Annotated in this window: 25 protein-coding genes; 15 read left to right on the top strand and 10 right to left on the bottom strand. The window is 71.6% G+C overall.

The window, feature by feature from the left end; translation table 11 throughout:
* Positions 1-44: 44 nt before the first annotated feature.
* Complete coding sequence (locus tag VSH64_RS14745) at positions 45-737, top strand: TetR/AcrR family transcriptional regulator (RefSeq protein WP_326836158.1); 693 nt, start codon at positions 45-47, stop codon at positions 735-737.
* A gap of 72 nt (positions 738-809) precedes the next feature.
* Here the strand turns inward: VSH64_RS14745 and VSH64_RS14740 are convergent, their stop codons facing one another.
* The 3 genes from VSH64_RS14740 to VSH64_RS14730 are packed head-to-tail and all read right to left on the bottom strand — an operon-like array spanning position 810 to position 3,981.
* The gene (locus VSH64_RS14740; RefSeq protein WP_326836157.1) at positions 810-1,118 is read right to left on the bottom strand and encodes an ArsR/SmtB family transcription factor; all 309 of its coding nucleotides are present in this window, start codon (positions 1,116-1,118) and stop codon (positions 810-812) included.
* Positions 1,119-1,162: 44 nt separating this feature from the next.
* Entirely contained in the window at positions 1,163-3,568 is a 2,406-nt protein-coding gene (locus VSH64_RS14735) for a glycoside hydrolase family 2 protein (RefSeq protein ID WP_326836156.1), read from the bottom strand.
* Between the two features lie 2 nt (positions 3,569-3,570).
* The gene (locus tag VSH64_RS14730; RefSeq protein ID WP_326836155.1) at positions 3,571-3,981 is read right to left on the bottom strand and encodes a winged helix-turn-helix transcriptional regulator; all 411 of its coding nucleotides are present in this window, start codon (positions 3,979-3,981) and stop codon (positions 3,571-3,573) included.
* 93 nt (positions 3,982-4,074) lie between these two features.
* On the opposite strand from VSH64_RS14730, the gene VSH64_RS14725 reads away from it, so the two are divergent.
* Positions 4,075-4,917 (top strand): NAD(P)H-binding protein, encoded by an 843-nt coding sequence (locus VSH64_RS14725; protein ID WP_326836154.1) that lies wholly within the window; start codon positions 4,075-4,077, stop codon positions 4,915-4,917.
* Positions 4,918-4,935: 18 nt separating this feature from the next.
* Here VSH64_RS14725 and VSH64_RS14720 read toward each other — a convergent pair whose 3' ends face one another.
* From VSH64_RS14720 to VSH64_RS14710, 3 genes are all read right to left on the bottom strand, one after another.
* Entirely contained in the window at positions 4,936-5,838 is a 903-nt protein-coding gene (locus VSH64_RS14720) for an NAD-dependent protein deacetylase (RefSeq protein WP_326836153.1), read from the bottom strand.
* A 9-nt stretch (positions 5,839-5,847) separates the two neighbouring features.
* Positions 5,848-7,206, bottom strand: coding sequence for a sugar porter family MFS transporter (locus VSH64_RS14715; protein WP_326836152.1), 1,359 nt, complete (start codon positions 7,204-7,206; stop codon positions 5,848-5,850).
* Between the two features lie 578 nt (positions 7,207-7,784).
* Complete coding sequence (locus VSH64_RS14710; RefSeq protein WP_326836151.1) at positions 7,785-9,185, bottom strand: PI-PLC domain-containing protein; 1,401 nt, start codon at positions 9,183-9,185, stop codon at positions 7,785-7,787.
* A 79-nt stretch (positions 9,186-9,264) separates the two neighbouring features.
* Here VSH64_RS14710 and VSH64_RS14705 point away from each other — a divergent pair, with 79 nt between their 5' ends.
* From VSH64_RS14705 to VSH64_RS14675, 7 genes are all read left to right on the top strand, one after another.
* A complete protein-coding gene (locus tag VSH64_RS14705; RefSeq protein ID WP_326836150.1) occupies positions 9,265-10,089 on the top strand; it encodes a nucleotidyltransferase domain-containing protein in 825 nt (274 codons plus the stop codon).
* A gap of 381 nt (positions 10,090-10,470) precedes the next feature.
* Positions 10,471-11,424 carry an ABC transporter ATP-binding protein gene (locus VSH64_RS14700; RefSeq protein ID WP_326836149.1) on the top strand — a complete coding sequence of 318 codons (954 nt, stop codon included), beginning with the start codon at positions 10,471-10,473 and terminating at the stop codon, positions 11,422-11,424.
* Positions 11,381-12,166 (top strand): ABC transporter permease, encoded by a 786-nt coding sequence (locus VSH64_RS14695; RefSeq protein WP_326836148.1) that lies wholly within the window; start codon positions 11,381-11,383, stop codon positions 12,164-12,166. The genes VSH64_RS14700 and VSH64_RS14695 overlap by 44 nt, the downstream gene beginning before the upstream one ends.
* Complete coding sequence (locus tag VSH64_RS14690; protein WP_326836147.1) at positions 12,163-13,146, top strand: ABC transporter substrate-binding protein; 984 nt, start codon at positions 12,163-12,165, stop codon at positions 13,144-13,146. Before VSH64_RS14695 ends, VSH64_RS14690 begins: the two co-directional genes overlap by 4 nt.
* Positions 13,143-13,874: a cysteine hydrolase family protein gene (locus VSH64_RS14685; RefSeq protein ID WP_326836146.1), complete on the top strand. Its 732-nt coding sequence runs from the start codon at positions 13,143-13,145 to the stop codon at positions 13,872-13,874. Before VSH64_RS14690 ends, VSH64_RS14685 begins: the two co-directional genes overlap by 4 nt.
* The gene (locus VSH64_RS14680) at positions 13,871-15,307 is read left to right on the top strand and encodes a UbiD family decarboxylase (RefSeq protein ID WP_326836145.1); all 1,437 of its coding nucleotides are present in this window, start codon (positions 13,871-13,873) and stop codon (positions 15,305-15,307) included. The genes VSH64_RS14685 and VSH64_RS14680 overlap by 4 nt, the downstream gene beginning before the upstream one ends.
* The gene (locus tag VSH64_RS14675) at positions 15,307-16,011 is read left to right on the top strand and encodes a GntR family transcriptional regulator (RefSeq protein ID WP_326836144.1); all 705 of its coding nucleotides are present in this window, start codon (positions 15,307-15,309) and stop codon (positions 16,009-16,011) included. The genes VSH64_RS14680 and VSH64_RS14675 overlap by 1 nt, the downstream gene beginning before the upstream one ends.
* Here VSH64_RS14675 and VSH64_RS14670 read toward each other — a convergent pair.
* A complete protein-coding gene (locus tag VSH64_RS14670; protein WP_326836143.1) occupies positions 15,961-16,587 on the bottom strand; it encodes a TetR/AcrR family transcriptional regulator in 627 nt (208 codons plus the stop codon). The two genes, VSH64_RS14675 and VSH64_RS14670, sit on opposite strands and share 51 nt — an antisense overlap.
* A gap of 117 nt (positions 16,588-16,704) precedes the next feature.
* Between VSH64_RS14670 and VSH64_RS14665 the strand changes: the two genes are divergently transcribed.
* Positions 16,705-17,712, top strand: a complete 1,008-nt coding sequence (locus VSH64_RS14665; RefSeq protein ID WP_326836142.1) for an aldo/keto reductase — start codon at positions 16,705-16,707, stop codon at positions 17,710-17,712.
* A gap of 6 nt (positions 17,713-17,718) precedes the next feature.
* On the opposite strand, the gene VSH64_RS14660 is transcribed toward VSH64_RS14665, so the two are convergent.
* The 3 genes from VSH64_RS14660 to VSH64_RS14650 are packed head-to-tail and all read right to left on the bottom strand — an operon-like array spanning position 17,719 to position 20,105.
* Positions 17,719-18,528 (bottom strand): GntR family transcriptional regulator, encoded by an 810-nt coding sequence (locus tag VSH64_RS14660; RefSeq protein WP_326836141.1) that lies wholly within the window; start codon positions 18,526-18,528, stop codon positions 17,719-17,721.
* Positions 18,525-19,433, bottom strand: coding sequence for a LysR family transcriptional regulator (locus tag VSH64_RS14655; protein ID WP_326836140.1), 909 nt, complete (start codon positions 19,431-19,433; stop codon positions 18,525-18,527). The genes VSH64_RS14660 and VSH64_RS14655 overlap by 4 nt, the downstream gene beginning before the upstream one ends.
* A gap of 36 nt (positions 19,434-19,469) precedes the next feature.
* The gene (locus VSH64_RS14650) at positions 19,470-20,105 is read right to left on the bottom strand and encodes a UbiX family flavin prenyltransferase (RefSeq protein ID WP_326836139.1); all 636 of its coding nucleotides are present in this window, start codon (positions 20,103-20,105) and stop codon (positions 19,470-19,472) included.
* 298 nt (positions 20,106-20,403) lie between these two features.
* Between VSH64_RS14650 and VSH64_RS14645 the strand changes: the two genes are divergently transcribed.
* Genes VSH64_RS14645 through VSH64_RS14625 form a run of 5 tightly spaced genes read left to right on the top strand, consistent with a single transcriptional unit; the run spans position 20,404 to position 26,008 of the window.
* The gene (locus tag VSH64_RS14645) at positions 20,404-21,438 is read left to right on the top strand and encodes an amidohydrolase family protein (RefSeq protein WP_326836138.1); all 1,035 of its coding nucleotides are present in this window, start codon (positions 20,404-20,406) and stop codon (positions 21,436-21,438) included.
* Positions 21,435-22,253, top strand: a complete 819-nt coding sequence (locus VSH64_RS14640) for an alpha/beta fold hydrolase (protein ID WP_326836137.1) — start codon at positions 21,435-21,437, stop codon at positions 22,251-22,253. Before VSH64_RS14645 ends, VSH64_RS14640 begins: the two co-directional genes overlap by 4 nt.
* Complete coding sequence (locus VSH64_RS14635; protein ID WP_326836136.1) at positions 22,250-23,131, top strand: FAD binding domain-containing protein; 882 nt, start codon at positions 22,250-22,252, stop codon at positions 23,129-23,131. Before VSH64_RS14640 ends, VSH64_RS14635 begins: the two co-directional genes overlap by 4 nt.
* On the top strand, positions 23,124-23,642 hold the full coding sequence (locus VSH64_RS14630) for a (2Fe-2S)-binding protein (protein ID WP_407655645.1): 519 nt from the start codon (positions 23,124-23,126) through the stop codon (positions 23,640-23,642). Before VSH64_RS14635 ends, VSH64_RS14630 begins: the two co-directional genes overlap by 8 nt.
* Positions 23,639-26,008: a xanthine dehydrogenase family protein molybdopterin-binding subunit gene (locus VSH64_RS14625; protein ID WP_326836135.1), complete on the top strand. Its 2,370-nt coding sequence runs from the start codon at positions 23,639-23,641 to the stop codon at positions 26,006-26,008. The genes VSH64_RS14630 and VSH64_RS14625 overlap by 4 nt, the downstream gene beginning before the upstream one ends.
* The last annotated feature ends 1 nt before the right edge of the window (position 26,009 follow it).

Here is a 26,009-nt window from a genome sequence, read left to right as displayed (position 1 = left end):
GTAACAATGCTACGTGAGCGTGATATCTGGGCTACACTCGAGGCATGGACATCCGCACCCAAATGCTGGAGGCCGCCGAGAAGCTGCTCGACGCCTCGCCCGATCGGGACATCTCCACGCGCGCGGTCTGCGAGGCCGTGGGGGTCGGCGCGCCGATGCTGTACCGCCTGTTCGGGGACAAGAACGGGCTGCTCTCGGCCGTCGTCGACCACGGGTTCGACCGGTACCTGGCCACGAAGCGGGCCGCCGAGCCGTCGGCCGATCCGATCGCCGATCTGAAGAACGGGTGGGACACGCACATCGCGTTCGCGCAGGAGCACCCGGCCGTGTACCGGCTGATGTACTCGCCGGCGTTCAGCGAGGTGCCGAGCGCGGCGCAGGAGGCGTTGCGGCTGCTGCGCGAGGTGCTCGTGCGCTGTGCCGCGCTCGGCCGCCTGCGGGTGGACCCGGACGCGGCCGCGCAGCGGGTGATGTCGGCGAACATCGGGGTGGCGCTGAACATGGTCACGCAGCCGGGCATCTACACCGATCCCGAGCTGTCCGCCCGGGTGCGCGACGCGGTGCACGACAGCCTGCTCACGCCGGAGAACGGCAGCGGCGACACCGAGCCGGCGGCGGCGCCGGTCCCGACCGCGGCACTGCAGCTCGCGGCGCTGCTGCGCACCGAGAACACGACCCTGGGCACCGAGGAGACGCAGCTGCTGCTCAAGTGGCTCGACGGACTGGCCCGCGACTGAAGCGTTCGAACCGACCGAACGCGCTGAGCCGACCGAACCCGCTGAACCGTCCGAACCGGACGGTCGAGCAGGTCACGGCTCCGTGAGCACCAGGTCCAGCAACCCGGGGAACCGCGCGTCGAACTCCGTGCGGCGCAAGCGGTTGTAGCGGCGCGGGCCGCGGTCGAGCTGTTCCAGCAGGCCCGTGGACCGCAGCACCGCGAAGTGGTGGCTCGCCGTCGCCTTGGACACCGGCAGGTCGAAGGCGCCGCACGCGCGCGAGAAGTCCGGCTCCACCGACAGCTCGCGCAGGATGGTGCGGCGCACCGGATCGGTGAGCGCGTCGAGCGCCTGCTGCAATGTGACCTCGGCCGGATCGGTGTGGGTCAGCGTCCGCGCCATGCGGCCTCCCGGCGTTTCTCGTGACGTGGCCGATGGTACCCGGCTCAGACCGCCGAGATCGTGGCCGTTCCCGTGTCCAGGAACGGATGCGACGCGGTCACGGTGATCGTGCCGGGCGTGTCGCGCATCGAGCGGATCCACACCGCCGCCGCGCCGCCGAGCGCGCCGAAGTCCAGGAACGGGTCGCCGATCAGGATTCCCGGGCCGTCGACCGCGACGCTGAGCACGCCGTGGGCGTGCGGGCGCGGGGCGCCGTAGCGGTCGACCGAGCGGAGCGTGACGCGCGTGGTGTCCTGGCCGTCGGCGGTGATGGCGCCGTCGTCGGCGGCCACGGCGAGCGTGTCGAACGTCGGATCGGCGCTGAACCGGCGGCGCAGCACCGTCTGCCCCTTCACGCGGCCCTCGATCGTGAGATCGGGGCGGGCCTGGCCGGTGACCGTGAGGTTCACCAGGAACGGCGGGTGTTTCAAGTGCCCGAACCGCGCGTGGTCGGGCAGCACCGTGACCGGCCGCCGGCCCGCCACGGTGACCACGAGCTGGTCGCAGTTGGACCAGATCAGCGCGTTGCGCCCGGGCCCGCCGCGGGGTGAGCCGGGCCCGAAGTCCCAGTAGAACGCGGGCTCGATCACCGCGCCGCGCGAAGGCGACCGTTGAGCGCGGTAGAAACCCGCGCCCAGCTTGGGAATCCGGAAGAAGTCGACGACACCGGGGTACTTCACCCCGCGCAGCGAGTGGTACCAGCCCGACGGGTAGTCGAAGCCGCACCACGCGATCAGGCCGCAGTAGCGCGGGTCGGCCGCCGCGTGTTCGTGCACCCAGGCGTGCAGCATGCTCTGCTCGCGCTGCACGTCGGCCGAGTCGGTGCGGCGGAAGTACGGCGCGCCCACCAGTGTGCCCACGGCTTCGCTCACCAGGTAGGGCACGCCGTGGCGCGGCGGGCGCAGCGGCGGCGGCGCGTTGCGCGAAGGCGGCCGGCTGTAGTCGTTGAAGGAGAACACCCCGCCGTTCTCCTTCACCGGGTACAGCGGCTGGACGTAGCCCTTCTGCCCGGCGACCGCGCCGGTGCACGGCCGCATCGGGTCCAGCTCCGCGGCCAGCTGGTCGGTCTTGCCGTAGAGCGTGTACTGGCCCAGCGTCTCGTTCACGCGGGTGCCCCACACGATGATCGACGGGTGGTTGCGATCGCGCACGATCATGTCGTGCACGTCGCGCACCGCGAGCTCCTGCCACGCGGTGTCGCCCACGTGGTCCCAGCCCGGCAGCTCCTCCCACACGAGGATGCCGAGCTCGTCGCACGCGTCGAGGAACGCGGGCGACTGCGGGTAGTGCGAGCAGCGCACCATGTTGACGTTGAGCTCGTTCTTGAGGATCTCGGCGTCGCGCCGCTGCACCCGCTCGGGCATCGCGCCGCCCACGAACGGGTACCACTGGTGGCGGTTGAGCCCGAAGAGCTTGAGGGGCCGGCCGTTGAGCCGGAAACCGTCCACAGTGAACTGCGCGTCGCGCAGGCCGGTGCGCACCGGGTAGGTGTGGACCTTGCGCCCGCCCACCGAGAGCGTGACCACGACGTCGCACATCGCCGGATCGTCGACGTCCCACAGCTTCACCGCTTCGAGGCCCTCGAGCGTGACGGTGGTGTTCGTCTCGCCCTTGCGCAGCCCGGTGATGTCGGTGACGGCGGAGGCGATCTCGGTGCCGGCCTGGCTCAGCGTCGCCGTGAGCCGCACCGGGCCCTTCACCGCTTTCGCCGCGTCGACGGTGCAGTGCACCACCACGGCCCGGCTGGGTGTGAGCACGGCGATCTGCTGGGCGTACACATCGGACAGGTAGGCCTGCGGGGTGCCGTAGAGGTTCACCGCGCGGTAGATGCCGGCGGGCTGGTAGAAGTCGATGGCCGTGGGGTTCGGGTACTCCGGCAGGTCCGGCGGAGTGTCCTGCTGCCACCGGCCGTCGACCGCCACGGCCAGCACGTTGTCCTTGTCGGTGAGCATCCCGGTGACCTCGCACGTGAGCGGCAGGTACCCGCCGCTCTGCGACGCGACCCGGCGGCCGTTGAGGAACACCGTGGTGGCGCTGAGCACCCCGTCGAACCGCAGGAACGCGCGGTTCTTGCGCAGCTGCGGCGGCACCAGGAAGTGCTGGCGGTACACCCAGAGGTGCTGCCAGTCGTCGGGGTGCCAGCCCTGCCACGAAAGCGGCGTGACGCAGTGGGGCACCGACACGAGCGGCATCGCGCGGTCGTCGAAGTCGACGTCGGTGCAGCCCGGCACGAACGGGCCGAACTGCCAGTCGGCGCCGAATCCGCCCGTCGCCTCGACCGGCGCGGGATGCGTCAGCGCGGCCGAGATCGCGCCGGACGCGGCGATGACCGCGCCCGCGCCGAACAGGAACGTGCGCCGCGCGTGACCGGTCTTCGGAGCCGCAGGGCTTCCGGGTTCTTCCGCCGCCATGCCTACGCGCTCTGCCGGCCGCCGGACTCGTCGTACCCCGCCTGCGTGGCGAGGATGTCGACGGCGTGGTCGCGCAGCCAGGTGAACAGCGTCGAGAGCTGATCGCCGGTGCCGCGGCCGAGCGGCGTGAGGCCGTAGGTGACCTGCGGTGGGGTGGTGGGCTCGACCTGGCGCCACACCAGGCCGTCGCGGACGAGGGTGCGCAGGGTCTGCGCCAGCATCTTCTCGCTGATCCCTTCGATGCTCAGGCGCAGTTCGAAGAACCGCAGTTCCCGCTGCCGCAAGGCGATCAGCACCCACACGCCCCAGCGGCTGGTCACGTGGTCGAGCACCGTGCGCGCCGGGCAGTCGGTGTGAAACACCTCATACCCGTCGCGGGTCTCCGAGCCCGCGAACTGCGTCCATTCCTCCATGTCGTGAGCTTACTTAAAGGTGCGTCCTTCCGGCCGGGGGACGCGCAGGGCACCTTCGTGACCACTGTGGAACACGAAAACCGAGGAGCGAAGATGATCGTGGTGACGGGTGCGACCGGCAACGTCGGTCGCCCACTGGTGGCGGCGCTCGCGGCGGCGGGGGCCGAGGTGACGGCGGTTTCCCGGACACCGCCGGCCGAACTGCCCGGCGGGGTGCGGCACCGGGTCGCGGACCTCGCGGCGCCGGAATCCCTGCGCGAGGTGGTGGCCGGTGCCGAAGCGCTGTTCCTGTTCCCGGGCGGCCCGGCGCCGGCCGAGCTGGCCGACGTGGTGAAGGCCGGGGGAGTGCGGCGGGTCGTGCTGCTCTCGTCGCAGGGCGCGGCTACGCGGCCCGGCGACTACGCGTTTTTCGCGGCGTACGAACAGGCTGTGCGCGCGGCGGTTCCGGCGGCGACGGTCCTGCGACCGAGCGGGTTCACCACGAACACGCTGGCGTGGGCGCCTTCGGTGCGGGCTTCGCGGCAGGTCGAAGCGCCGTTCGGTGACGTGGCCCTGCCGTTCGTCGATCCGGCGGACATCGCGGCGATGGCCGCCGCGATCCTGCTCGACAGCGCACGCACGAACGCCCGACCAAGTGCCCACGACGGCGTCGACTACGAGGTGACGGGTCCGGAAGCCCTGACCCCGCGCGACCGCGCGGCCGCGATCGGGGCCGCGCTCGGCGAGCCGGTGCGGTTCGTGGAGCAGACCCCGGCGCAGGCCCGGGCGCAGCTGGTGGCGGTGATGCCGCCGCCGATCGCCGACGCGACGCTCGGCGTGCTCGGGTCGCCGCTGCCGGCCGAACGCCGCGTGAGCGCGGACGTGCACCGGGTACTCGGGCGCCCGGCGCGGTCGTATGCCGAGTGGCTGGCGGACTTCCTGCCCGCCTTCCGTTGACGGAACAGGTCAGACGGGTCAGGCGGGCCGGGCGGGCTCGCCGAGGTGGTCGCCGAGCAGGTCGACCAGGTCGGTCAGCGCCTCGCCCAGCGGCAGGTCCACGCGCACCTGCGCGTGGGTGTCGCCGCGGGTCTCGCCGCGGTTGACGATGAGCACCGGTTTGCCGGTTTTCGCCGCGTGGCGCACGAACCGCAGGCCGGACATGACCGTGAGCGAGGAGCCGAGGACCAGCACCGCCGCCGCGTCGTCGACCAGGCGGTAACAGCGCTCGACCCGCGGCCGCGGCACGTTTTCGCCGAAGAACACCACATCGGGCTTCAGCACACCGGCGCACGCGGTGCAGTCGACGAGCCTGAAGGTGCGCACGGCTTCCTCGGCGAGGTCGACGTCGCCGTCGGGGTTGATGCGGGTGGCGGTGCCGCCGAAGTCCGGGTTGGCCGCGCGCAGGCGGTCGTCGAGCTCCTCCCGCGGGGTGGTGCGGCGGCAACCGAGGCAGATCACGCGGTCGAGGTTGCCGTGCAGCTCCACCACTCCGGGCGTGCCGGCCGCGCGGTGCAGGCCGTCGACGTTCTGCGTGATCACCCCGGAGAGCAGTCCGGAATCACGCAGCGTCGCCACCGCGCGGTGCCCGGAGTTGGGCGCGGCGCGCGCGATGGTGCGCCAGCCGAGGTGGCTGCGCGCCCAGTACCGGCGGCGGCCCTCGGCGCTGCTCGTGAACTCGTCGTAGGTCATCGGGGTGTGCCGGCGCAGGCTGCCGGACTCGCCGCGGTAGTCGGGAATGCCGGACTCGGTCGAGATCCCCGCTCCGCTCAGTGCCACCACGCGGCCGCGGGCGACGACCTCCGCCACTTCGGCCACGCTCGAGGTGCGCGGGAGCGGTTCACCCGAGCCGGTCCAGGTCAGGGTCGGTCGTGTCCGCACCGGATCAGCTTACGCACCCACGAGGTCGCGTTCGAGGTCTTCGAGGCTGCGGCCCTTCGTCTCCGGCATCAGCCGCCACACGAACACGTACGCCAGCGCCGTCATCACGGCGAAGAACAGGAAGTTGAGACCGGCCCCGAACGCGTCGAGCAGCGGCGGGAACACCAGCGCCACCGCGAGGTTGAACAGCCAGTTGAACACCACGCACACGCTCACCGCCGCCGCGCGGATCCGCAGCGGGAACAGCTCCGGCAGCGCCACCCACTGCACCGGCCCCCACGACACCGAGAACGACCCGACGTACACCGCGATCCCGGCCAGCGTGAGGCCGAGCAGCAGCGGGCCCTTCGTGAGCCCGCCGAGGTTGACCACGGCCAGCAGCACCATCGCCGCGCACATGCCGAGCGCGCCGATCAGCAGCAGCGGTCGCCGGCCCGCCCGGTCGATCAGCCGCATCGCGGGCAGCGTCATCAGCATGTTCACCGCGCCGATGCCCACGTTGGCGAGGATCGCGCCGGAGGAGCCGAACCCGACGTTCGTGAGCAGCGTGGGCGCGTAGTAGATGATCGTGTTGATGCCCACGAAGTTCTGGAAGAACACCAGCAGCATGCCGACCGTGAACACCTTGCGCAGCCGGCCGCCCGCGAGCATCCGCAGCCGCAACGGTTCCGCGTGCTCGGCCTCGTCGCGAGCGCCGGCCCGGATGTCGGCCAGCTCGGCGTCGGCCGCCTGCTCGCTGCCGCGCAGGCGGGTCAGCACCGTGCGGGCCGTGCGTTCGTCGTGCTTGTTGACCGCGAGCCAGCGCGGGCTTTCCGGCTGCGTGTAGATCCCGGCCACCAGCAGCACCGCCGGCACCACCCCGAGCCCGATCATCCACCGCCACGCGCCCGTGCCCGACAGCGCGTAGTCGGCGAGGTAGGCGACCAGGATGCCCACGGTGACCAGCAGCTGCATCAGCGAGGTGAGTTTGCCGCGCACCTCCTTCGGTGCCAGCTCCGAGAGGTACATCGGCACCACGACCGACGCGATCCCCACCCCGATGCCCATCACGAACCGGAACGCCACCAGCATCGGCGCCGCACCGGAGAGGGCGGCGCCGATCGTGCCGACCACGAACACCAGCCCGGAGCCGAGGATCATCCGGCGCCGGCCGAGCGAATCCGCGAGCCGGCCCGCGAGGCCCGCGCCGGCCATCGAACCGGCCAGCAACCCGGACACGACCAGACCCTGCACGATGGGGCTCAACGGGATGTCGCGGCCGATGTAGAGCAGCGCACCGGAGATCACGCCGGTGTCGTAGCCCCAGAGGATCCCGCCCAGTGCGCCGAAGAACCAGATGCCGAAGTTCGCTGCCCGCCGCCCGCTCATGATCAGATCGTCGCCCGCCCGGCGAAGATCGGCAGCGTGAGCGGCGAACTCCTGGTGATTCGCGCAGTTGTCGGGCGCCGCAACGGAAATCCCCCAGACGGGGCAGAGCCGATTCGACCGCGATGGTGCTGGGTACCACAAACTGCATGTGGTTCGCACTGGGAACACCCGTGGTCCTGATGGTCGGCGCCGTGTTGATGGAACGGTTCGAGCAGCACTGCACGCGGGCCCCGGTGAGATCGGCCGGGCGCGCGACACCGGAACGGGTTGCGGAGCGCCAGGTTCCGCGTCCGGTGGCGGTCCGACCGGTCGCGGTGCCGCACTGAGTCCGGACCGGCCGGGTTTTGCTGGCCGGGTCTCGGTGATCGGGGCTTGACGAAGGGATCCGGAGAAGTCGGTGCCTCGCTTCAGTGCGGACCACGGAACGTGGTGCGGCGCCGGTCACGGCCGCGGGCGGCGGCCAGGGACGGTGACCGGCGTGGGCACCTGCGGGGACAGGGCCGGGCTCCCCTCGTCGGGGTGAGGGAGCCCGGCCTGCCGCGCGGTGAGCGACCCCGCCGGACAGCCGGCCGGGTCGCTTACTGCGCGGCGCCCGCGGTGAGGGTCTGGTACCAGGCGTCCCACGGGTGGTTGGTCGCCGCGTAGTTCGCGGGCGGGTTCGTGGCCAGGCCCGCGGAGTCGAAGTCCCAGCCGCGCACGAGGTGCCCGCTCTGGCGCGCGGCGGTGATGAACGCCGACTCCGTGGCGGGCGCGCCGTAGAACAACGCGTCCTGTTGCAACTCGGCCGGATCGCCCTTCTGGTACTCGTCGAACGCGATCTGCGGGTAGCGCACGCGCTCACCGGACACGCGGTCGGTGGCGTAGCGCAGCGTCTGGGCCGGCGTGGGGCCGTCGGCGCCGGTCGACACGGTCACGCGGCGCGTGCCGGACGTGCCGGTGGCCTTGGGGTACAGCGCGTCGGAAGTCTTCGCGTTGCCGGTCCAGGTCACGGTGCTGCCGGCGGCGTCGAGCGTGCCCTGCCACTGCCAGTTCTGGCTCGAGGACTGGCTGCGGTGGATCTCACGCACACTGCTGCCGGTAAACGCGACGGTGGGGGACACGCCGTTGTCGTACTGCCGGCTCGCCGACCAGGTCAGCTCGCCGTCGGCGCCGAGCTGCGCGGTGTGCGACCAGAGCGTGGTGGCGGTCTGCGACTGGTGCACCTCCACGAGCCGGCCCGAGTCGTCGAGCGCGACCGCCGGGGTCTGGCCGCTGTCGTAGCGGCCGTGGCGGTTCCAGGTCACGCGGCCGTCGGCGCCGTAGGTCCCGGTCCAGTACCAGAGCGCGCCGGCCCCGGAGTCGTGCACCTCCACGACCTGGCCGTGGCCGTTGATCGCCACCGCCGGGTGGTACCCGACGTCGCGGCGGTACTCGGCGCGCGTGCCGCTGTCGCCCGAGAGCAGCGGGAGCACCTTGCCGCGCAACGAGTCCGTGGTGGCACCGGCCGAATAGTCCTTCGCGAGCAACAGCCGCGGGCCGAAGGCGCTCTGCAGCTCCTGGTTCACCGCGGCCAGGTTGCCGGCGGCGAACGACGTGTTGTCGGTGAGGTCGTCCTTGAGGTCCAGCATCACCACGATCGGCGCGGCGGTGGGGTGCCGGGAGGACCAGGCGTTCACCACCGCGAGCCAGTCGCGCAGGTTGTTCGACGCGGGGTTGCCGGTGTGGTCCACGAGGTCGCCCGGGCTGCTGTGGCCGACGCCGTAGTCGTGGGTGGTGGCGTAGCCGTTGTCGTGGATGTCGAACTCGACGAAGCGCACACCGTGGTCGAGCTGGTAGGTGATCGAGCCCTTCGCACCGTCGACGCCGCCCGAGTAGCTGTTGTGGGTGGCCTTGAAGATCGTCGAGGTGAACGGCGTGGCCGCCGCGGTCGCGGGTGCGCTGAGCAGCGCGAACGCGGTGGCGGCCGCGGCGAGCGCCACGGGCGCGCGGAAGCGGTGCATGGTGGATGACCCCCAGGTCGAAGACGGAAAGTGGCGAAATCGTAGCGATCATCCGCCCGATTCATGGCATGTTCGGACGATGCCGGACAACAGCGGGAAAATCTTTGCCGACCAGGTGGCCGACGAGCTGGCCGCGCTGCCCGGGGTCGAGGCGGTCGCGCTGGGCGGCTCACGGGCCCGCGACCGCGCCGATGAGCACCGCGCTGACTCGGGCAGTGCTGATTCAGGCGGTGCTGATTCGGGAAGTGCTGATTCGGGTGCCGCCGGCCCGGTCCGAGACTGGGACCTGGGCCTGTACTACCGGGGCGCGTTCGACCCCGGTGATCTGCGCGCGCTCGGTCACCCCGGCGAGGTGTCCGAGCTCGGCGAGTGGGGCGGCGGTGTGTTCAACGGCGGCGCGTGGCTCACGATCGAGGGCCGCCGAGTCGACGTGCACTACCGCGACCTCGCTACGGTCGAGCACGAGCTGGCCGAGGCCCGCGCGGGACGGTTCCACTGGGAACCGCTCGCGTTCCACCTCGCCGGCATCCCGAGCTACCTCGTGGTGGCGGAGCTGGCGATCAACGAGGTGCTGCGCGGCAGCCTGCCCCGGCCGGACTACCCGCCGGCCCTGCAGGCGAGCGCGCCGAAGTTCTGGCACGCCGCGGCCGAGCAGACGCTCACCTACGCGAAGACCGCGCACGTCGCGCGCGGGAACGCCACCGAGGCGGCGGCCTCACTCGGCGTCGCGGCGCTGCAGACCGCGCACGCCGTGCTCGCGGCCCGCGGCGAGTGGGTGACCAACGAGAAGACCCTGGTCGAGCGGGCCGGGCTGCGCGGGCTCGACGACGTGCTCGACGGCTTCGCCCACGACCTCGACGGCGCGTTCGCCACCGGCGCCGCGCTGCTGCGCAAGGCCTGCTGACGAGGCTCTCCTCCTCGCCGCCGACCGGTGGCGCAGGCCCGGTACCGTCTCCCTGAACGCAGCCCTCGACGCCGCCGTGAAGTGGCTAGTGTCGACAGTTCGCGGCGCGAAGCCGGTGACGCCTCGATAACGGACCGATGCGTACCGGAAGGAATCGGCGCGCGCCCGCACCCGCTTGACCAGTGATTTCCCTTGTCGGGAAAGATCTTTTCCCGCATCGATCATGGCGACTGTCTCACTGCGACCCTTGACACATCCTGGGCCGGGGCAGAGACTCTCCCGAAGTGTCGACACCTTGCGAAAGTGCAGTGCAGCCCAGCAGCAAGGAGGAGTAGTAGTGAGTTACCCGGAAGTCCGGCCGGTTGGGGTGGCGGTCGGCCGATGACGTCGTCGAATGTATGTCTGGACGCGCGTGATCTGCTGCTCGGCCACAAGGCCAGGCGCGGCAACGCGTTCTCCACGGCGGTCCTCGACCTCAACCTCCAGATCATGGACGAGGAGTTCGTGGTCATCGTCGGACCCAGCGGGTGCGGCAAGACCACGTTCCTCGAAGCCGTCGCCGGGCTGGTCCCGGTCGCCGGCGGTGCGCTCGAGGTCGGCGGCAAGGCCGTGAAGGGGCCCGGCCCCGAACGATCCCTGGTTTTCCAGCACGCCTCGCTCTACCCGTGGCGCACGGTGCTGGACAACGTCCTTTTCGGACCGCAGGTGCAGGGCCGGCTCACGGCGCAGGTGCGGGAGCGGGCCCAGGAACTGCTGGAGATCGTGGGTCTTTCGCACGTGACCGGCAAGTACCCGCACGAGCTCTCGGGCGGCATGAAGCAGCGCGTGAACCTCGCGCGGGCCCTGGCCACCGACCCGACCCTGCTGCTGCTCGACGAGCCGTTCGGCGCGCTCGACGCGCAGACCCGCGAGAACCTGCAGGACGAGCTCCTGCGCATCTGGCAGGCCGACACCGTGAGCGCGAAGAAGACGGCCATGTTCGTGACCCACGACGTGAACGAGGCCGTGCTGCTCGCCGACCGCGTGATCGTGTTCTCCCAGTCCCCGGCCCACGTCGCCATCGAGGTGAAGATCGACGCGCCCCGCCCGCGGGACGCGGCCTGGCGGCGCAGCTCCGAGTTCCTCGCCTACGGCGACCGGATTCTCGAGGCGCTGCACCACAAACCGGCCGACGAGAGCGCGAACCCAGCCCCCACCCCGGAATCCGCAGCTTCGGAAGACTCAGCGAGGAACCATGACCACGGCGTCAACACTGACCAGGCCGCCGAACCCGCCCGCGCCGCCCGCGGCGATGGAGTCCAGGGGACTGTCCGCCTGGGTTCAGCGCAGGCGTAGCGGCCTGCTCGGCGCCGCCGGGATCGCGATCGTCCTGGTGCTGTGGCAGGTCTGCAGCGCCACCGGTGTCGTCGACGTCTCCTTCTCCAGCAGCCCGACGCGCATCGTGTCCTCCGAGATCGACCTGTTCGGCTCGGGCGACATCTGGCCCGCGCTCGGCGCGACCGGCCTGGAACTGTTGTGGGGCCTGCTGATCACGTTCGTGGTCGGCATCCCGGTGGGCCTCGTGCTGGGCCGCAGCAAGGTCCTGCACGACATGACCGAGCCGATGGTCAACATCCTCTACTCGGTGCCCTACGTGATGTTCCTGCCGATCATCATCTTCTGGTTCGGCATCGGCGACGTCTCGCGCATCCTGGTGATCATCTGGGCCGCGATCCTGCCGCTCATCATCAACATCACCGCGGGTGTGCGGAACCTCGACAGCGACTACACCCGCGTGGCCACGGTGTTCTGCACGCCGCGGCTGAAGTTCTTCTACGCCATCGCCCTGCCCGCGACGCTGCCGTACATCCTCGCGGGTGTGCGCCTCGCCGTCGGCCGCGCGCTGGTCGGTGCGATCGTCGCGGAGCTCTTCCTCGCGAGCCAGGGCCTCGGGTACTTCGTCCAGACCCAGACCTCGAACTTCAACATGGACAACGCCATGGCCGGCATCGTCATCCTCGCCGTCGTCGCGCTGCTGCTCAACGGCGCCGTGCGGATGATCGAACGCCGCTTCACCCACTGGGCAGGTTCACAATGACCAAGAAGATCATCTCGGTGGTCTCGGCCGCCGCGGCGCTGGCGCTCGTCCTCACCGGCTGCGCCGGCAAAGGCGGGGGCACCGACCCGGTCAAGGCCGACGCCAGCGGCGCGCTGCCGATCACCATCGGCTACACCGCGCTCGGCGCGGGCTACTCCGACCTCTACGTGGCGCAGGACGAAGGCATCTTCGCCAAGCACGGCCTCAAGGTCACGCTCAGCCGGCTCAACGACAGCTCGCAGCTCGTGGCCGCGCTGTCGAGCAACAGCGTGAACATCGGCGTCGGCGTCGCTGCCGACACCGCCGCGGCGATCATGAAGGGCTCCGACCTCAAGTACGTCGCGATGTCCGAGCCGCACTACAACCTCGAGATGTGGGCCAGCCCCGACATCAAGACGATCAAGGACCTCAAGGGCAAGAAGGTCGCGATCTCCTCGCCGGGCTCGCAGAGCGACTTCGGCCTCACCGACCTGCTCGAGGCCAACGGCATGAAGCGCGAAGACGTGCAGGCGGTGTTCGTGAAGAGCGTGCCCGCCGAGGTCGCGGCGCTCGGCAGCGGTGCGGTGTCCGCGCTGCTGACCCAGCCGCCCAACGGCACGCAGAGCCGCGAGAAGGGCGCGCACCGCCTGGCTTCGCTGGCCGATCTGCAGTTCCCGCTCGGCGCGTACACCGTGCAGAACAAGTTCCTGCAGAACAACCGCGAAGCGGTGAAGCGGTTCTACGCCGCCGAAGCCGAGTCGCTGCAGTACTTGCGCTCGCACAAGCCCGAGACGGTGAAGGCGATCAAGAAGTACAGCGGCGTGCAGAGCGACGAGCTCGCCCAGTACGCGTACGACTTCTTCCTCACCGTGTGGTCGCAGACCCCGGAGGTGGAGCCCAAGGTGATCAAGCAGGCGTTCGACGAGGCCGCGCACAACGCCAAGAAGAGCCCGCCGGCCGACGTCACGCAGTACATCGACAGCACGCTGGCGGCGGCGTGACCGTGCCGATCACCGCCGACGCCGTGTTCGAGGACGGCTGGGCGCCCTACCTGACCGAACGCGACCGGGCCGTGCTCGCGGCCACGTCGTGGGCCAAGCAGGTGCCGTTCGGCCTCGGCTCGCGACCGTTCGTGGTCGCCGTCGACCTCTACTACACGGCGCTCGGCCTGCCCCGCGCCGACATCCTCGAGTCGGTGGCCGACTGGCCCAGTTCGTGTGGTGCCGCCGGCTGGGAGGTCGTGGACCGCACGGCACCGTTCCTGCAGGCGGCGCGCGACGCCGGCGTGCGGGTGGCGTACTTCCACGCCACACCCCCGGACTACGGCCGGTGGAACCGCAAGCCGGCGCCGGCGTTGCAGCCGAAGGCACGGGCGGTGAACGGCAACGACATCGTGGCCGAGGTGGCCCCGGCCGCCGGTGACCTGGTGCTGGAGAAGATCGGCCCGAGCTGCTTTTTCGAGACCCCGCTCGACACCATCCTCCGGGCGGGGGGCCACGACACGCTGCTCGTGGTCGGTGAGGCGACCAGCGGCTGTGTGCGCTCGACCGTGGTCGACGCGTGCAGCCGCGGCTACCGCGTGGGAGTGGTCGGCGACCTGTGCTTCGACCGCTTCGAGTCGTCGCACTGGCTGAGCCTGTTCGACCTCAACCAGAAGTACGCGGACGTGCTCACGGCCGAGGCGGCCGTCGAGTACTTCCAGGCCGAGACGCGACGAGGAGTGGCATGAACGACACCGGTCCCGACCTGCGGCGCTGGCTCGCCGAAGCCGAGCGCGAAGGCGAGGTCCAGCCGATCGAAGGTGCCCACTGGGAGCTGGAGATCGGCGCGCTCTCACAGGTCAACTACCGGCGCGCCCACCCGAAGGCGATGCTGTTCGATTCGATCAAGGACTACTCCGCGGGCTCGCGGGTGCTGTCCGGTTCGGTGAGCAACCCGCGTCTGCTCGGCTCCGTGCTGGGCCTCGGCTGGGACAACACCGACGAGGACCTCATGGAGATCCTCGCGGTGAAGCCCGGCCAGTGGGCGGCCGACGCCGCGAAGTTCCGCGCGGTCACGGTGACCGACGGCCCGCTGCTGTCCCATGTGGACGACGAGATCGACCTGCTGAAGTTCCCCGTGCCGCGCTGGCACGAGGGCGACGGCGGGCGCTACATCGGCACCGGCTGCGCCGTGGTCACGCGCGACTACGACACCGGGCGGATCAACCTCGGCGCGTACCGCATGCAGGTGCAGGACGACGGCCGCTCGGCGACGGTGAACATCGAGGCCGGCAAGCACGGCGCTCAGCACCTGCGCCGCTGGTTCGAGGCCGAGGGCCGCGCGCCCATCGCCGCGACGCTCGGGCACCACCCGGCCTACCTGGTGGCGGCGGGCGTCGAGGTGCCCGGCGACGTGTCGGAGTACGACTACGTGGGCGCGATGACCGGGTCGCCGGTGCGCACGATCGCGGGCCTGGCCACGGGTCTGCCGCTGCCGCACGACGCGGAGATCGCGATCGAGGGCTGGGTGCGCCCGGCCGACACGCGCCCGGAGGGGCCGTTCGGCGAGTGGACCGGGTACTACTCCGGTTCGCAGGACCCGATCCTCGCGATCGACATCGAGAAGGTCTACTACCGCGACGACCCGATCCTGCTCGGGGCGCCTCCGGGAAAGCCGCCGCACGACTACTCCTACATGCGCACGGTGATGAAGTCCGCGATCATCACCGACTCGCTGCGCAAGACCGGGCTGCCCGGCGTGCGCTCCGTGTGGGCGCACGAGGCCGGCGGCGGGCGGTCGCTGCTGATCGTGGCGATCGAGCAGAAGTACCCGGGGCACGCGCGCCAGGCCGCGTACCTCACGGCGCAGCTGCCGAACGCCGCGTACATGAACCGCTTCACGGTGGTGGTGGACCACGACGTGAACCCGCGTGACCTCGGCGAGGTCGTGTGGGCGATGTGCGGGCGCACCAACCCGGAGCTCGACATCGAGGTCATGAAGCGCACGTGGGGCAGCCGGGTCGACCCGCTCACGCTGCCGGGCGAGATCCCGTTCAACAGCCGCGCGGTGATCGACGCGTGCCGGCCGTTCGAACGGCTCAAGGACTTCCCGGCGGTGGCCGAGTCGACCGAGGAGCTGGTGGCGTCGGTGACCCGGCGCTGGCCCGAGGTGCTCGGCTAGTGACCGAGGCGGGCGTCGAGGACCTGCGGAAAGAGCTGTTGTTCAGCGCACTGCGCGGGTCCGACGGCGACTCGTCGCTCGCGGTCGCGATCTTCCGCGAGCTCGCCATCAGCATCGTCGAGGGCCGGCTTCGGCCGGGCCACGAGGTGAACTCGGCCGAGCTCGCCCGGCGGTTCAGCACCTCCCGCACCCCGGTGCGGGAGGCGCTGCTCCTGCTGGAACGCGAGTCGCTGGTGATCGTGCCGCCGCGGCGGCGGCCGTACGTGTCGCCGGTGGACATGCGCCAGGTCCGGGAGATCTACGAGATCCGCGGCAGCCTCTACGGGCTCGTCAGCGAGCTCGTGGTCGCCCGCGCGACGGACGAGGAGATCGCCGGCCTGCGCACGTGGCAGAAGGTGTTGGCCGACGACGCCGAACGCGGCGACGTGCACGCCTACTTCTGGCACAACGTCGGCTTCCGCAACGCCGAGGCGAGCCTCTCGCAGAACGGCGAGCTGCAGCGGCGGCTGTCGTCGCTGGGCCTGCAGATGCACCGCTTCCGCCACCTCAGCCTGTCGCTGCCGGGCCGGCTGCTGCACTCGGTCGCCGACCACGAGCGCCTCGTGAACGCCTACGCCGATCGCGACGCACCGCTGGCCTCGGCGGTGAGCCGCTCACTCGTGCTGCGCGGTCTGCGGGCGATCGAACGCTCCGGCCAGGTCTGAGGCTTCGCGGCCGCGGCGCAGGCCGTCGATCAGGAGCGCGGCCATGCGCCGCCCGTGCTCGAGGTCGCGGCCGGGCACGGGCTGGCAGAGCTGCGCGATCGCGGAGAGGAGGTCGTCGGCGGGGACGTCGCCGCGGATCGCACCGGCGGCGGCCGCTGCGTCGAGCAGTGCGGTGAGGGTGGGGCCGAGGCGCCGGCGGAAGTAGGCGGGCAGGCCCGCGAACGCCGGATCACCCGAGTGCAGCGCGGAGGCGAGACCGCGTTTGGTCCCGAGCAGCTCGGTGAACCGGTCGACCCAGTGGGAGAGGGCTTCGTCGGGTCCATGGGCGGCGGCCAGCCGCGGACCCGCGTCGGCAACCGCGTCGATCCCGCTCTCCACCACGGCTTTCACCAGGTCCGCGCGCTGCGGGAAGTGCCGGTAGAGCGTGCCGACGCCGACTCCGGCGCGGTCGGTGATCTCCTTGGCCGGCGCGTCGACGCCGGAGCTGTCGAAGACCTCCCGGGCGGCCTCCAGCAGCGCTTCGACGTTGCGCTGGGCGTCGGCGCGCTGCCGGCGCGGTTTCCCGTTCTCGGTCACTCCGGTCCCTTCCGGTTGCCTAACCGGAAAGTCTTTCCGTATAGTTCCGGAAAAGCTTTCCGCTTAGGTCAGCGTACGGCATCGCCGCGCGCCGGCCGTGCACCCGGGAGGAAACCCGTGTTGTACCGCTCGCTCGGCCGGACCGGCATCAAGGTCAGTCCGTACGCCATCGGCACCCTGATGTTCGCCACCTCCATGGGCAACGCGCCCGAGGAGTCGGCGCGGATCCTGCACAAGGCGCTCGACGCCGGCCTCAACTTCGTCGACACCGCCGACGCCTACCAGGACTCGGAGGAGGTCGTCGGCAAAGCTCTGCAGGGTCGCCGCGACGACGTCGTGCTGGCCACCAAGTTCGGCCGCCCGCTCGACCAGGACCCCAACCACCAGGGCACCAGCCGGCGCTGGATCGTGACCGCCGTGGAGAACTCGCTGCGCCGGCTGCGGACCGACCACCTCGACCTCTACCAGGTGCACCGCGCCGATCCGGACACCGACCTCGAGGAGACCCTCTCCGCGCTGTCGGACCTCGTCCACAGCGGCAAGGTCCGCGCGATCGGCGGGTCGCAGACCCCGGCGGCCGACCTCGTCGAAGCCCAGTGGCTCGCCGAGCGGCGCGGCCTGGTGCGCTTCCACACCGAGCAGCCCGTCTACTCGATGCTCAACCGCGGCATCGAGCGCGAGATCCTGCCCACCGCACAGCGGTTCGGCCTCGGTGTGGTGGTGTGGGGTCCGCTCGGCCAGGGCCTGCTCACCGGCCGTGACCCGGCCGGGCTGCGCCGCGCCGGCGTGGTCCGGCACCTGTCCGACCAGCGCCGGATCGACGCCGCCGCGAAGCTGATCCCGCTCGCCGCGGAGGCGGGCCTGCCGATGACGCACCTCGCGATGGCGTTCGCGATCTCGCACCCGGGTGTCACCGGCGCCCTGCTCGGCGCCCGCACGATGGCGCACCTGGACGACCTGCTCGCGGGCCTCGACGTGAGCCTCACCGACGAGGTCCTGGACCGCATCGACGAGATCGTGCCGCCGGGCACCGACGTCGGTGTGCTCGACCAGGCCTACCACCCGCCGGCCCTGCTGACCCCGGCGCTGCGCCGCCGTCCGGCCGGGGAACGCGCCGCGGCCTGACCGGCGCTACTCGCCGCCCGGGATCGGGCCGGAGTGCGGGCCCGAGTGCGGGGCGGGGTGCGGTTCGGGGTCGGGCAACGGCCCGGGGGAGCGTTCGACGGACAGGCCCGACCAGCCGGATTCCTCTATGGCCTGCAGGCCGGCGGAGATGATCGACTTCGTGAGGGCCACGGCCAGGGGCGCGTCGCGGTCGCGGTAGGCCTCCAGGAGGCGTTCGTGGTCGTCCACGGAGCGGGTGAGGCGGCCGGGCAGGGAGAGGCTCACGTGGCGCAGCTGAAGCGTGCGCAGGCCCAGCGAGCCGAGCAGGCGGGTGAGCTGGTGGTTGCCCGCGACCTCGGCCTCGGCCTGGCGGAAGGTCACGTTGTGCCAGAAGTAGGCGTCCACGTCGCCGCGTTCGGCGTCCTGGCGCAGGTGGGCCTGCCACTTGTCGAGCACGTCGAGGGCCTCGTCGGGGGCGCTGCGCACGATCAGCTCGCTGACCAGGCCGTGGAGGCTCGCGCGGATCTCGTACATCTCGCGCGCCTGGCTCAGCGTCACCGGGGCCACGCGCGGGCGGCGGCGAGCGGGGATGTCCACGAGGCCCTCGCGCTGCAGCGTGAGCAGCGCTTCGCGCACCGGCGTGCGGCTGCTGGTGTAGCGGCGCGCGAGCTCCACGGAGTTCACGTCGGCGCCCGGCGGCAGGCGGCCGTCGATGATCTGCACGGCGAGGTCCTCGACGATGCGGTCCACGAGCGAGATGTCGGTGCGCCCGTCGCGCAGGATGCGGCGCAGGACGTCGGTGCCGGGCCGGTCGCCGGTTTCGTCCGGCACGGTCACGGGGTCTCCTCGGGGGTCGTGGCCGCGCGCAGCACGTCGAGCATCTGCTGCGCGGCGGGCGGATGGCTCGCGTTGAGGAGCCGGACGGCCGCGATGCGCCGCCGCGGCGCGGGGCCGGCGATGTTCACCGCGACCACGTCGGGCCGCAGCGCCACCAGCGCGAGCCGCGGCGCGGCGCTGATGCCGACACCCGCCGCCACCAGGCCCTGGGCCGACAGGTAGTCCTCCGTGGCGAAGCCGATGTCGGCCTCGAACCCGGCCAGCCGGCACAGCGTCGTGAACGCCTCGTCGTACGGCGGGCGGTGGCTGCGCACCACCCAGCTCTCGCCCGCCAGCTCGCGCAGCTCCACTTCGGACTCGCCGGCCACGGGGTGGTCCACCGGCACGAGCACGCACAGCGGGTCGTCGGCGAGGTGGATCCACTCGATGTCGGCGGGCACCGAGCGCGGGTCGAAGTCGTAGTCCCAGGCCAGACCCAGGTGGATCGAGCCGTCGCGCAGGTTCGCCGGCATGTCCGACGCGTGGGCCGAGCGCAGCACGATCTTCGTGTCCGGGTAGCGCTCCTGGTAGGTCCGCACCACTCGCGGGATCAGGTCCGCGCCGGCGGTGGGGAACGCGCCGAGCCGCACGAAGGACTGCTGCGCCTTGAGGTCGGCCATCTCCTGCTCGATGTTCGCGATCGTGCCCAGCAGGCCCGTGCTGCGTTCGGCGAGGATGCGCCCGGAGTCGGTGAGCTCGATGCCCCGCGGGCCGCGGATCATCAGCGTCACGCCCAGCTGCCGTTCCAGCAGCGCCATCTGCTGCGACACGGCGGAATGGGTCATGAACAGGGCTTCGGCGGCCGCGGTGAAGGAGCCGCGTTCGGCCACCGCCGAGAAGATCTGCAGCCGCCGCGCTTCGAGCACCCGAGTCCTTTCCCGACCGCTCGCGCGGTCCCGCCGTCAGCCACCGTGGGTGAGAGCGTCTCTCCGCCCGGACACGTCACCGTCCCACGGCGTGGGGGCGAGCTCCCACAGCCCCACCCGGGACAGCGCGCGGCGGGCGGTGAAGTCCACCATCTCGTCGATCGTCCCGGGTCGAGAATAGAAGGCCGGCACCGGGGGCGCGATGATGGCGCCCGCTTCGGCCGCGGCGGTCATCGAGCGCAGGTGCCCCAGGTGCAGCGGCGTCTCGCGCACCATGAGCAGCAGCGGCCGGCCCTCCTTGAGGCACACGTCGGCGGCGCGGGCGACCAGGTCGTCGGTGTAGCCCGTGGCGATCGCGGAGAGCGTCTTGATCGAGCACGGGGCCACGAGCATGGCCTCCACGGGGAACGAGCCCGAGGCGATGGTCGCGCCGATCTCGCCGGGCCGGTAGGTCACGTCGGCCAGCTCGCGCACGTCCTCGGCGCTCAGGTCGCACTCGTGGCGCAGCGTCAGGATCCCGGCCTTCGACAGGATGAGGTGCGTCGAGAAGTCCGGGCGCTCACGCAGGAGTTGCAGAACGCGCACGCCGTAACACGCACCGCTCGCCCCGGTGATGGCCACGACGACGTTGCGCCGCGGCAGTCCTGTGTCCGTGGCCGCTGAGTCGGTCAACGGGTACCCGCCTTTCGTTCTCACCCGATCGTGTCCGGGCTTCGGTCATCGCATCACGCCGGGCCCCGCTCGCGCGAGGGGGCCGCTGTAAGAACTGCTAACCGGGGCCGACAGCAAAGCGTGCTGGTTGCCTGCCCGCCTGCCACCTAGCGTCGGGGACCAGCGAGATTTCCGCCCACGTGAGTTCAGCCATACCGCCGGCCGTCAGACCGCCGGACGGCCGCGAATCCGGACAGCCGCACCGGCGCTCAGCCATCAGCCACTCAGCCAACAGCCACTCATTCAACAGCACAGTGAGGTGAGTCGGACGGACACCGACGAGATCGTCCCCTACCCGGTTCTCGACACGCATGCCCACATCGTGCCGCCGTCCCTGCTGGCGGCGCTGGAGCAGGCGCCGGCGTGCGGGTTCAGCGCCCGGCGCACGGAGAAGGGCTGGGTCGTCGACGTGCCCGGCATGGGCGAGACCCGCCCGATCGGCGCGCGCATGAACGAGACCGGCCCCCGCGCCGGCTGGCGCGCGCAGACCGGCGTGGCCACGCAGGTCGTGTCGCCGTGGATGGACATCCAGTCGGCGTTCCTCGAGCCGCCGGCCGCGCGCGACTGGGCCCGCCGCGTGAACGACGCGATGGCCGAGTCCGTGACCGAGCTCGGCGGGGCCACGACGGCGCTGGCGACCGTGGCCACCGACGACGGCGACCAGGCCGCGGCCGACCTGCTGGAGGTGTGGAAGCGCCCGGAGTTCACCGGCGTGATGCTGAGCACCGACCCGCTCACGGGTTCGGCACCGCACGAGGAGAACTTCGAGCCACTGTGGACGGTCGCCGCGCGCGAGGGCATCCCGGTGGTGCTGCACCCGCCCACCTACGGGCCCTCCGGTGAGCTCGCCACGCTGGGCACCATGGGCAACGTGCACGGCCGGCTGATCGACAACACCGTGGCCGTGACCGAGCTGATCCTCCACGGCCTGCTCGACCGCCACCCCGGCCTCAAGGTGATCCTGGTGCACGGCGGCGGTTTCCTGCCGTACCAGGCGAGCCGGCTCGACGGCGGCTACCGCACCAAGGAGGCGTTCGCCGGCGAGCTGGACCGGGAGAAGCCCTCGGACTACCTGGGCGACTTCGTGTACGACACCGTCGCGCTGTCGGCGCCCGCGATCCGCTTCCTCACCGACCTGGTCGGCGCCGACCACGTGGTGCTGGGCAGCGATTACCCGTTCGCGCTGGGCGACCCGCGCCCGGTGCACACCGTGCTGGCGGCCGGACTGTCCGAAAGCGACACCGAGGCGATCCTGCGCGCCAACGCCGAGAAGATCTTCCGGAGGCCCGAATGACCCCGTCCACCTCGACCCCGTCCACAGCCGGCGCCGGCCCGCTGGCCGTGCGCCGCTGGGGCGCGGGCGAGCCCGTGGTGCTGCTGCACCCGCTCGCCACCTCGGGTGAGCTGTGGACGCCGCTGGCCGAAGCGCTCGCCGACGAGTTCCAGGTGTTCGCGTTCGACCTGCGCGGCCACGGCGAGTCGGCCTGGGACGGCAAGCCGTTCTCGATCGCCGACCTGGCCGACGACCTCGGTGCCGCGCTCGACGACCTCGGCCTGGAGACGGTGTCGCTGCTGGGCCTGTCGATGGGCGGCAGCGTCGGCGTGAACTTCGCCGGCCGCTTCCCGGGCCGCGTGCGCTCGCTCGTGCTCGCCGACACCACGGCCTACTACGGCGACGACGCACCGCAGGTGTGGGCCGAGCGCGCGGAGAAGGCCGTGTCCGTGCCGCGCTCGAAGCAGGTCGCCTTCCAGCTGGACCGCTGGTTCTCCCCGGAGTTCCGCGAGACCCACGCGACCGAGGCCGACCGGATCGTGAAGATCTTCCTGCGCACCAACAGCGAGGCGCACGCCGCGGCGTCGATCGCGATGGGGGAGATGGACTCGCGCGCCCTGCTGCCTGCCGTCACGGCCGGCACGCTGGTGCTGGTCGGCGAGCACGACTACGCCACGCCGCCGGAGATGGCGGCCGCGCTGGCCGACGGCATCCCCGGCGCGGCGCTGGAGGTCCAGACCGGCCTGCGGCACATGTCCCTGATCGAACGGCCCGCGCTCGCCGAGCGCGTGCGGGCGCACCTGAAGACCGGCTCGACCGGCACGGAGACCGCATGAAACCCGGCAAGTTCACCTACCACGCCCCGCGGGCCCTCGAGGAGGCGCTCGCCACGCTGCAGGTGTACGGCGACGACGCGAAGGTGCTGGCCGGCGGCCAGAGCCTGATGCCGATGCTCAACTTCCGCCTGGCCCGCTTCGAGCACCTGGTGGACGTGAACCGCCTCGGCGCCGAGTACGCGCAGCCGGTGTTCGGCGCCGACCGTGTGACGATCCCGCTGCTGGTGCGCCAGCGCACCGTCGAGCGCTCGGCCGAGGCCGCCGCGCTGCTGCCGGTGCTCACCGAGGCGCTCGCGCAGGTGGCGCACCCGCAGATCCGCAACCGCGGCACCGTCTGCGGCAGCCTCGCGCACGCCGACCCCGCGGCCGAGCTGCCCAGCGTGCTCTCGGTCCTCGACGCCACGTTCACCATCGCGTCCGCGCGGGGCGTGCGGGAGGTGTCGGCGGAGGAGTTCTTCCTCTTCCACCTCACCACCTCGCTCGAGCCCGACGAACTGCTGCTGCAGGTGAGCGTGCCGCGCCCGCCGGCGAACCAGTTCTCGGCGTTCCGCGAGTTCGCCACGCGCCGCGGTGACTTCGCGCTCGCCGGCGTGGCCGCGGTGTGCGAGGTCGACGACGCCGGCGTGGTCACCACGTGCCGGATCGCCGCCGCCGGGGTCGCGCCCACGCCGCACCGTCTCACCGACGTCGAAGCGCTGGTCACCGGCGCGCGGCTCGGCGAAGACCTCTGGCCCGAAGCCGAGGCCGCCGCCCGGGCGCAGGTCGACCCGACCGGTGACATCCACGCGAGCGCCGAGTACCGCAGCCGGCTCACCGGCGTGCTGGTGAAGCGCGCGCTCGCCGACATCCGAGGAAAGCAGGTGGCCGGCCGTGCGTGACAACGCGACCGAGTTCCCCGTCCGCACGCAGGACGAGACCCACACCGTGGGCTGCACGGTCAACGGCCGCGAGTACGAGGCCGCCGTGGACCCGCGCATGACGCTCGCCGACTTCCTCCGCGAGAAGCTGCGCCTCACCGGCACGCACCTGGGCTGCGAGCACGGCGTGTGCGGCGCCTGCACGGTGATCGTCGACGGCTCGGCCACGCGCTCGTGCCTCATGCTCGCGGTGCAGGCCGACGGCGCCGAGGTGGAGACCGTGGAGGGCCTGGCCGAAGACGGCGAACTGGCTCCGCTGCAGCAGGCGTTCAAGCGCAACCACGCGCTGCAGTGCGGCTTCTGCACCCCCGGCTTCCTGATGAGCGTGACGGCGGCCCTGCGCGAGCAGAGCGTGGCCGACGAGGAGCAGGCCCGCGAGGTGCTGTCCGGCAACATCTGCCGCTGCACCGGCTACACCGGCCTCGTGAAGTCCGTGCTGGAAGCCTCGGCCGGAAAGGACGCGAACGCATGACCGACACCCTGGTCCCCGAGGCCGCGATGATCGGGCGGCGCCTCGAGCGCCGCGAGGACGAGCGCCTGCTGACCGGCCACGGCGGCTACCTCGACGACCTCGACCTGCCCGACGCGCTCGCGGCCGCGTTCCTGCGCTCGCCGCACGCCCACGCGAAGATCCTTTCCTTCGACGCCACCGAGGCGCTCGCGCTGCCCGGGGTGGTCGCCGTGTTCTCCGGCGCCGACCTGATGGAGATCCAGAAGCCCCTGGCGGCGAAGGTCCAGCACCCGCAGCTGCGCGACTACCCGCGCCTGCCGATGCCGCCGGCCGAACTGCACTACGTCGGCGAGCCGCTGGCCGTGGTCATCGCCGAATCGCGCTACCTCGCCGAGGACGCGCTGGAGCTGATCGAGGTCGACTACGAGGTGCTGCCGGCCGTCGCGTCGACCGCGGTCGCGGTGCAGGAGAACGGCCCGAAGGCCCACTCCGGCGACGAGACCAACGTCGCCGTGGTGCTCAGCCAGAGCGCGGGCGACGCGGCCAAGGCACTGGCCGAGGCGCCCAACGTGCTCTCCGACGAGTTCTTCGTGATGCGCGGCGGCGGGCACTCGATGGAGCCGCGCGCGGTCGCGGCGCGCTTCGAGTCGGCGACCGGCCAGGTCACCGTGTGGGACGGCACGCAGGCACCGCACTACGCGCGCCAGCAGCTCTCGGTGATCTACGACATGGCCGAGGACGACATCCGCGTGATCGCGCCGAAGGACGTCGGCGGCGGCTTCGGGCCGAAGGCGCAGTTCTACGGCGAAGAGGTCGTGATCCCGTGGGTCGCGATGAAGCTGGGCCGCGCCGTGAAGTGGATCGAGGACCGGCAGGAGAACTTCGTCACCGCGATGATGGAGCGCTCGCAGACCCACCGCGTGGAGGTCGGCTTCGACGACGAGGGCATGCTGCTCGCGGTCCGCGACTCGATCGAGCACGACCAGGGCGCGTACTGCGCGGGCCTGCAGGTGCCGTCGATCACCACCTCCACGGTGCCCGGTCCCTACCACGTGCCGAACATCGCGATCGAGCTGAAAGCCTGCTACACCAACATGGTCCCGACCTCGTCGGTGCGCGGCGCGGGCCGGCCGCAGGCGGTGTTCGTGATGGAGCGGATGATCGACCGGATCGCCGAGCACCTCGGCCTCGACCCGGCCGACGTGCGGCGCCGCAACCTCATCCAGGCCGACGAGTTCCCGTACAAGGTCGGCATCATGTTCCGCGACGGCAGCCCGCTCACCTACGACAGCGGCGACTTCCCGACCCTGCTGGAAGGCACGCTCGAACGCATCGGCTACACCGAGGCCCGCGCGCGCCAGGCGGAGCTGCGCGAGGAAGGCCGCTACGTCGGCATCGGGATCTCGGTGTACGTGGAGGGCTGTGGCCTCGGTCCGTACGAGGGCGCGAAGATCCGGCTCACCAACAAGGGCAAGATCCTCGTCACGCTCGCCGCGGCCGGGCAGGGCCAGGGGTATGAGACCGTGTACGCGCAGATCGCCGCCGACGGGATCGGCCTCGACATGGACTTCATCGAGGTCAAGACCGGCGACACGAGCCGGATCCCGTTCGGGCAGGGCACATTCGCCTCGCGCATCACGGCCACCTGCGGGCCGGCCGTGATGGACGCGGCGAAGCAGATGCGCGAGCGGCTGCTGGACAACGCCGCCGTGCTGCTGGGCTGCGACCCGGCCGAAGTGGACTTCGTCGGCGACAAGGCGTGCCTGGGCGGGGACCTGGAGAAATCCGTTTCGCTGCAACAGCTCGCGCAGACCTCGAACATCGGCAAGCACGGCATCACGCTGCCGCGCGGCATCAAGGCCGGCCTGGAGACGTCGAGCTACTTCTCGCCGGAGCGGGCCGCGTACGCCAGCGGCGCGCACGCCGCGCTGGTGGAGGTGGACCCGGAGACCGGCGAGATCGAGATCCTCAACTACGTGATCGGCCACGACTGCGGCAACGTGATCAACCCGCTGCTCGTCGACGGCCAGGTGCTCGGCGGTTTCGCGCACGGCATCGGCAACGCGATGTACGAGGAGCCGGTGTACGACGTCGAAGGGCAGCCGCAGGCCACGAGCTACCTCGACTACGCGCTCGTGTCGGCCACCGAGGTGCCGCCGGTCGAGCTGTTCCACATCCAGACCCCCAGCCCGCTCAACCCGCTCGGGGTGAAGGGCGCGGGGGAGGGCGGCACGATCCCGGCGCCGGCCACGATCGCCAACGCCGTGGAGGACGCGCTGCGGCCGCTGAAGGCGCGCATCACCCGCGCCCCGGTGACGCCGGCGCGCATCGTCGACGCCATCGCGGCCGCGGAGCTCGCCGGCTCGTCCGCCGCGGACCAGGACTGAG

Origin of the sequence: Amycolatopsis rhabdoformis, from assembly GCF_035918295.1 — a bacterium.
Classification (GTDB): Bacteria; Actinomycetota; Actinomycetes; order Mycobacteriales; family Pseudonocardiaceae; genus Amycolatopsis; species Amycolatopsis rhabdoformis.
This window is presented reverse-complemented; position numbering and strand designations above follow the sequence as displayed.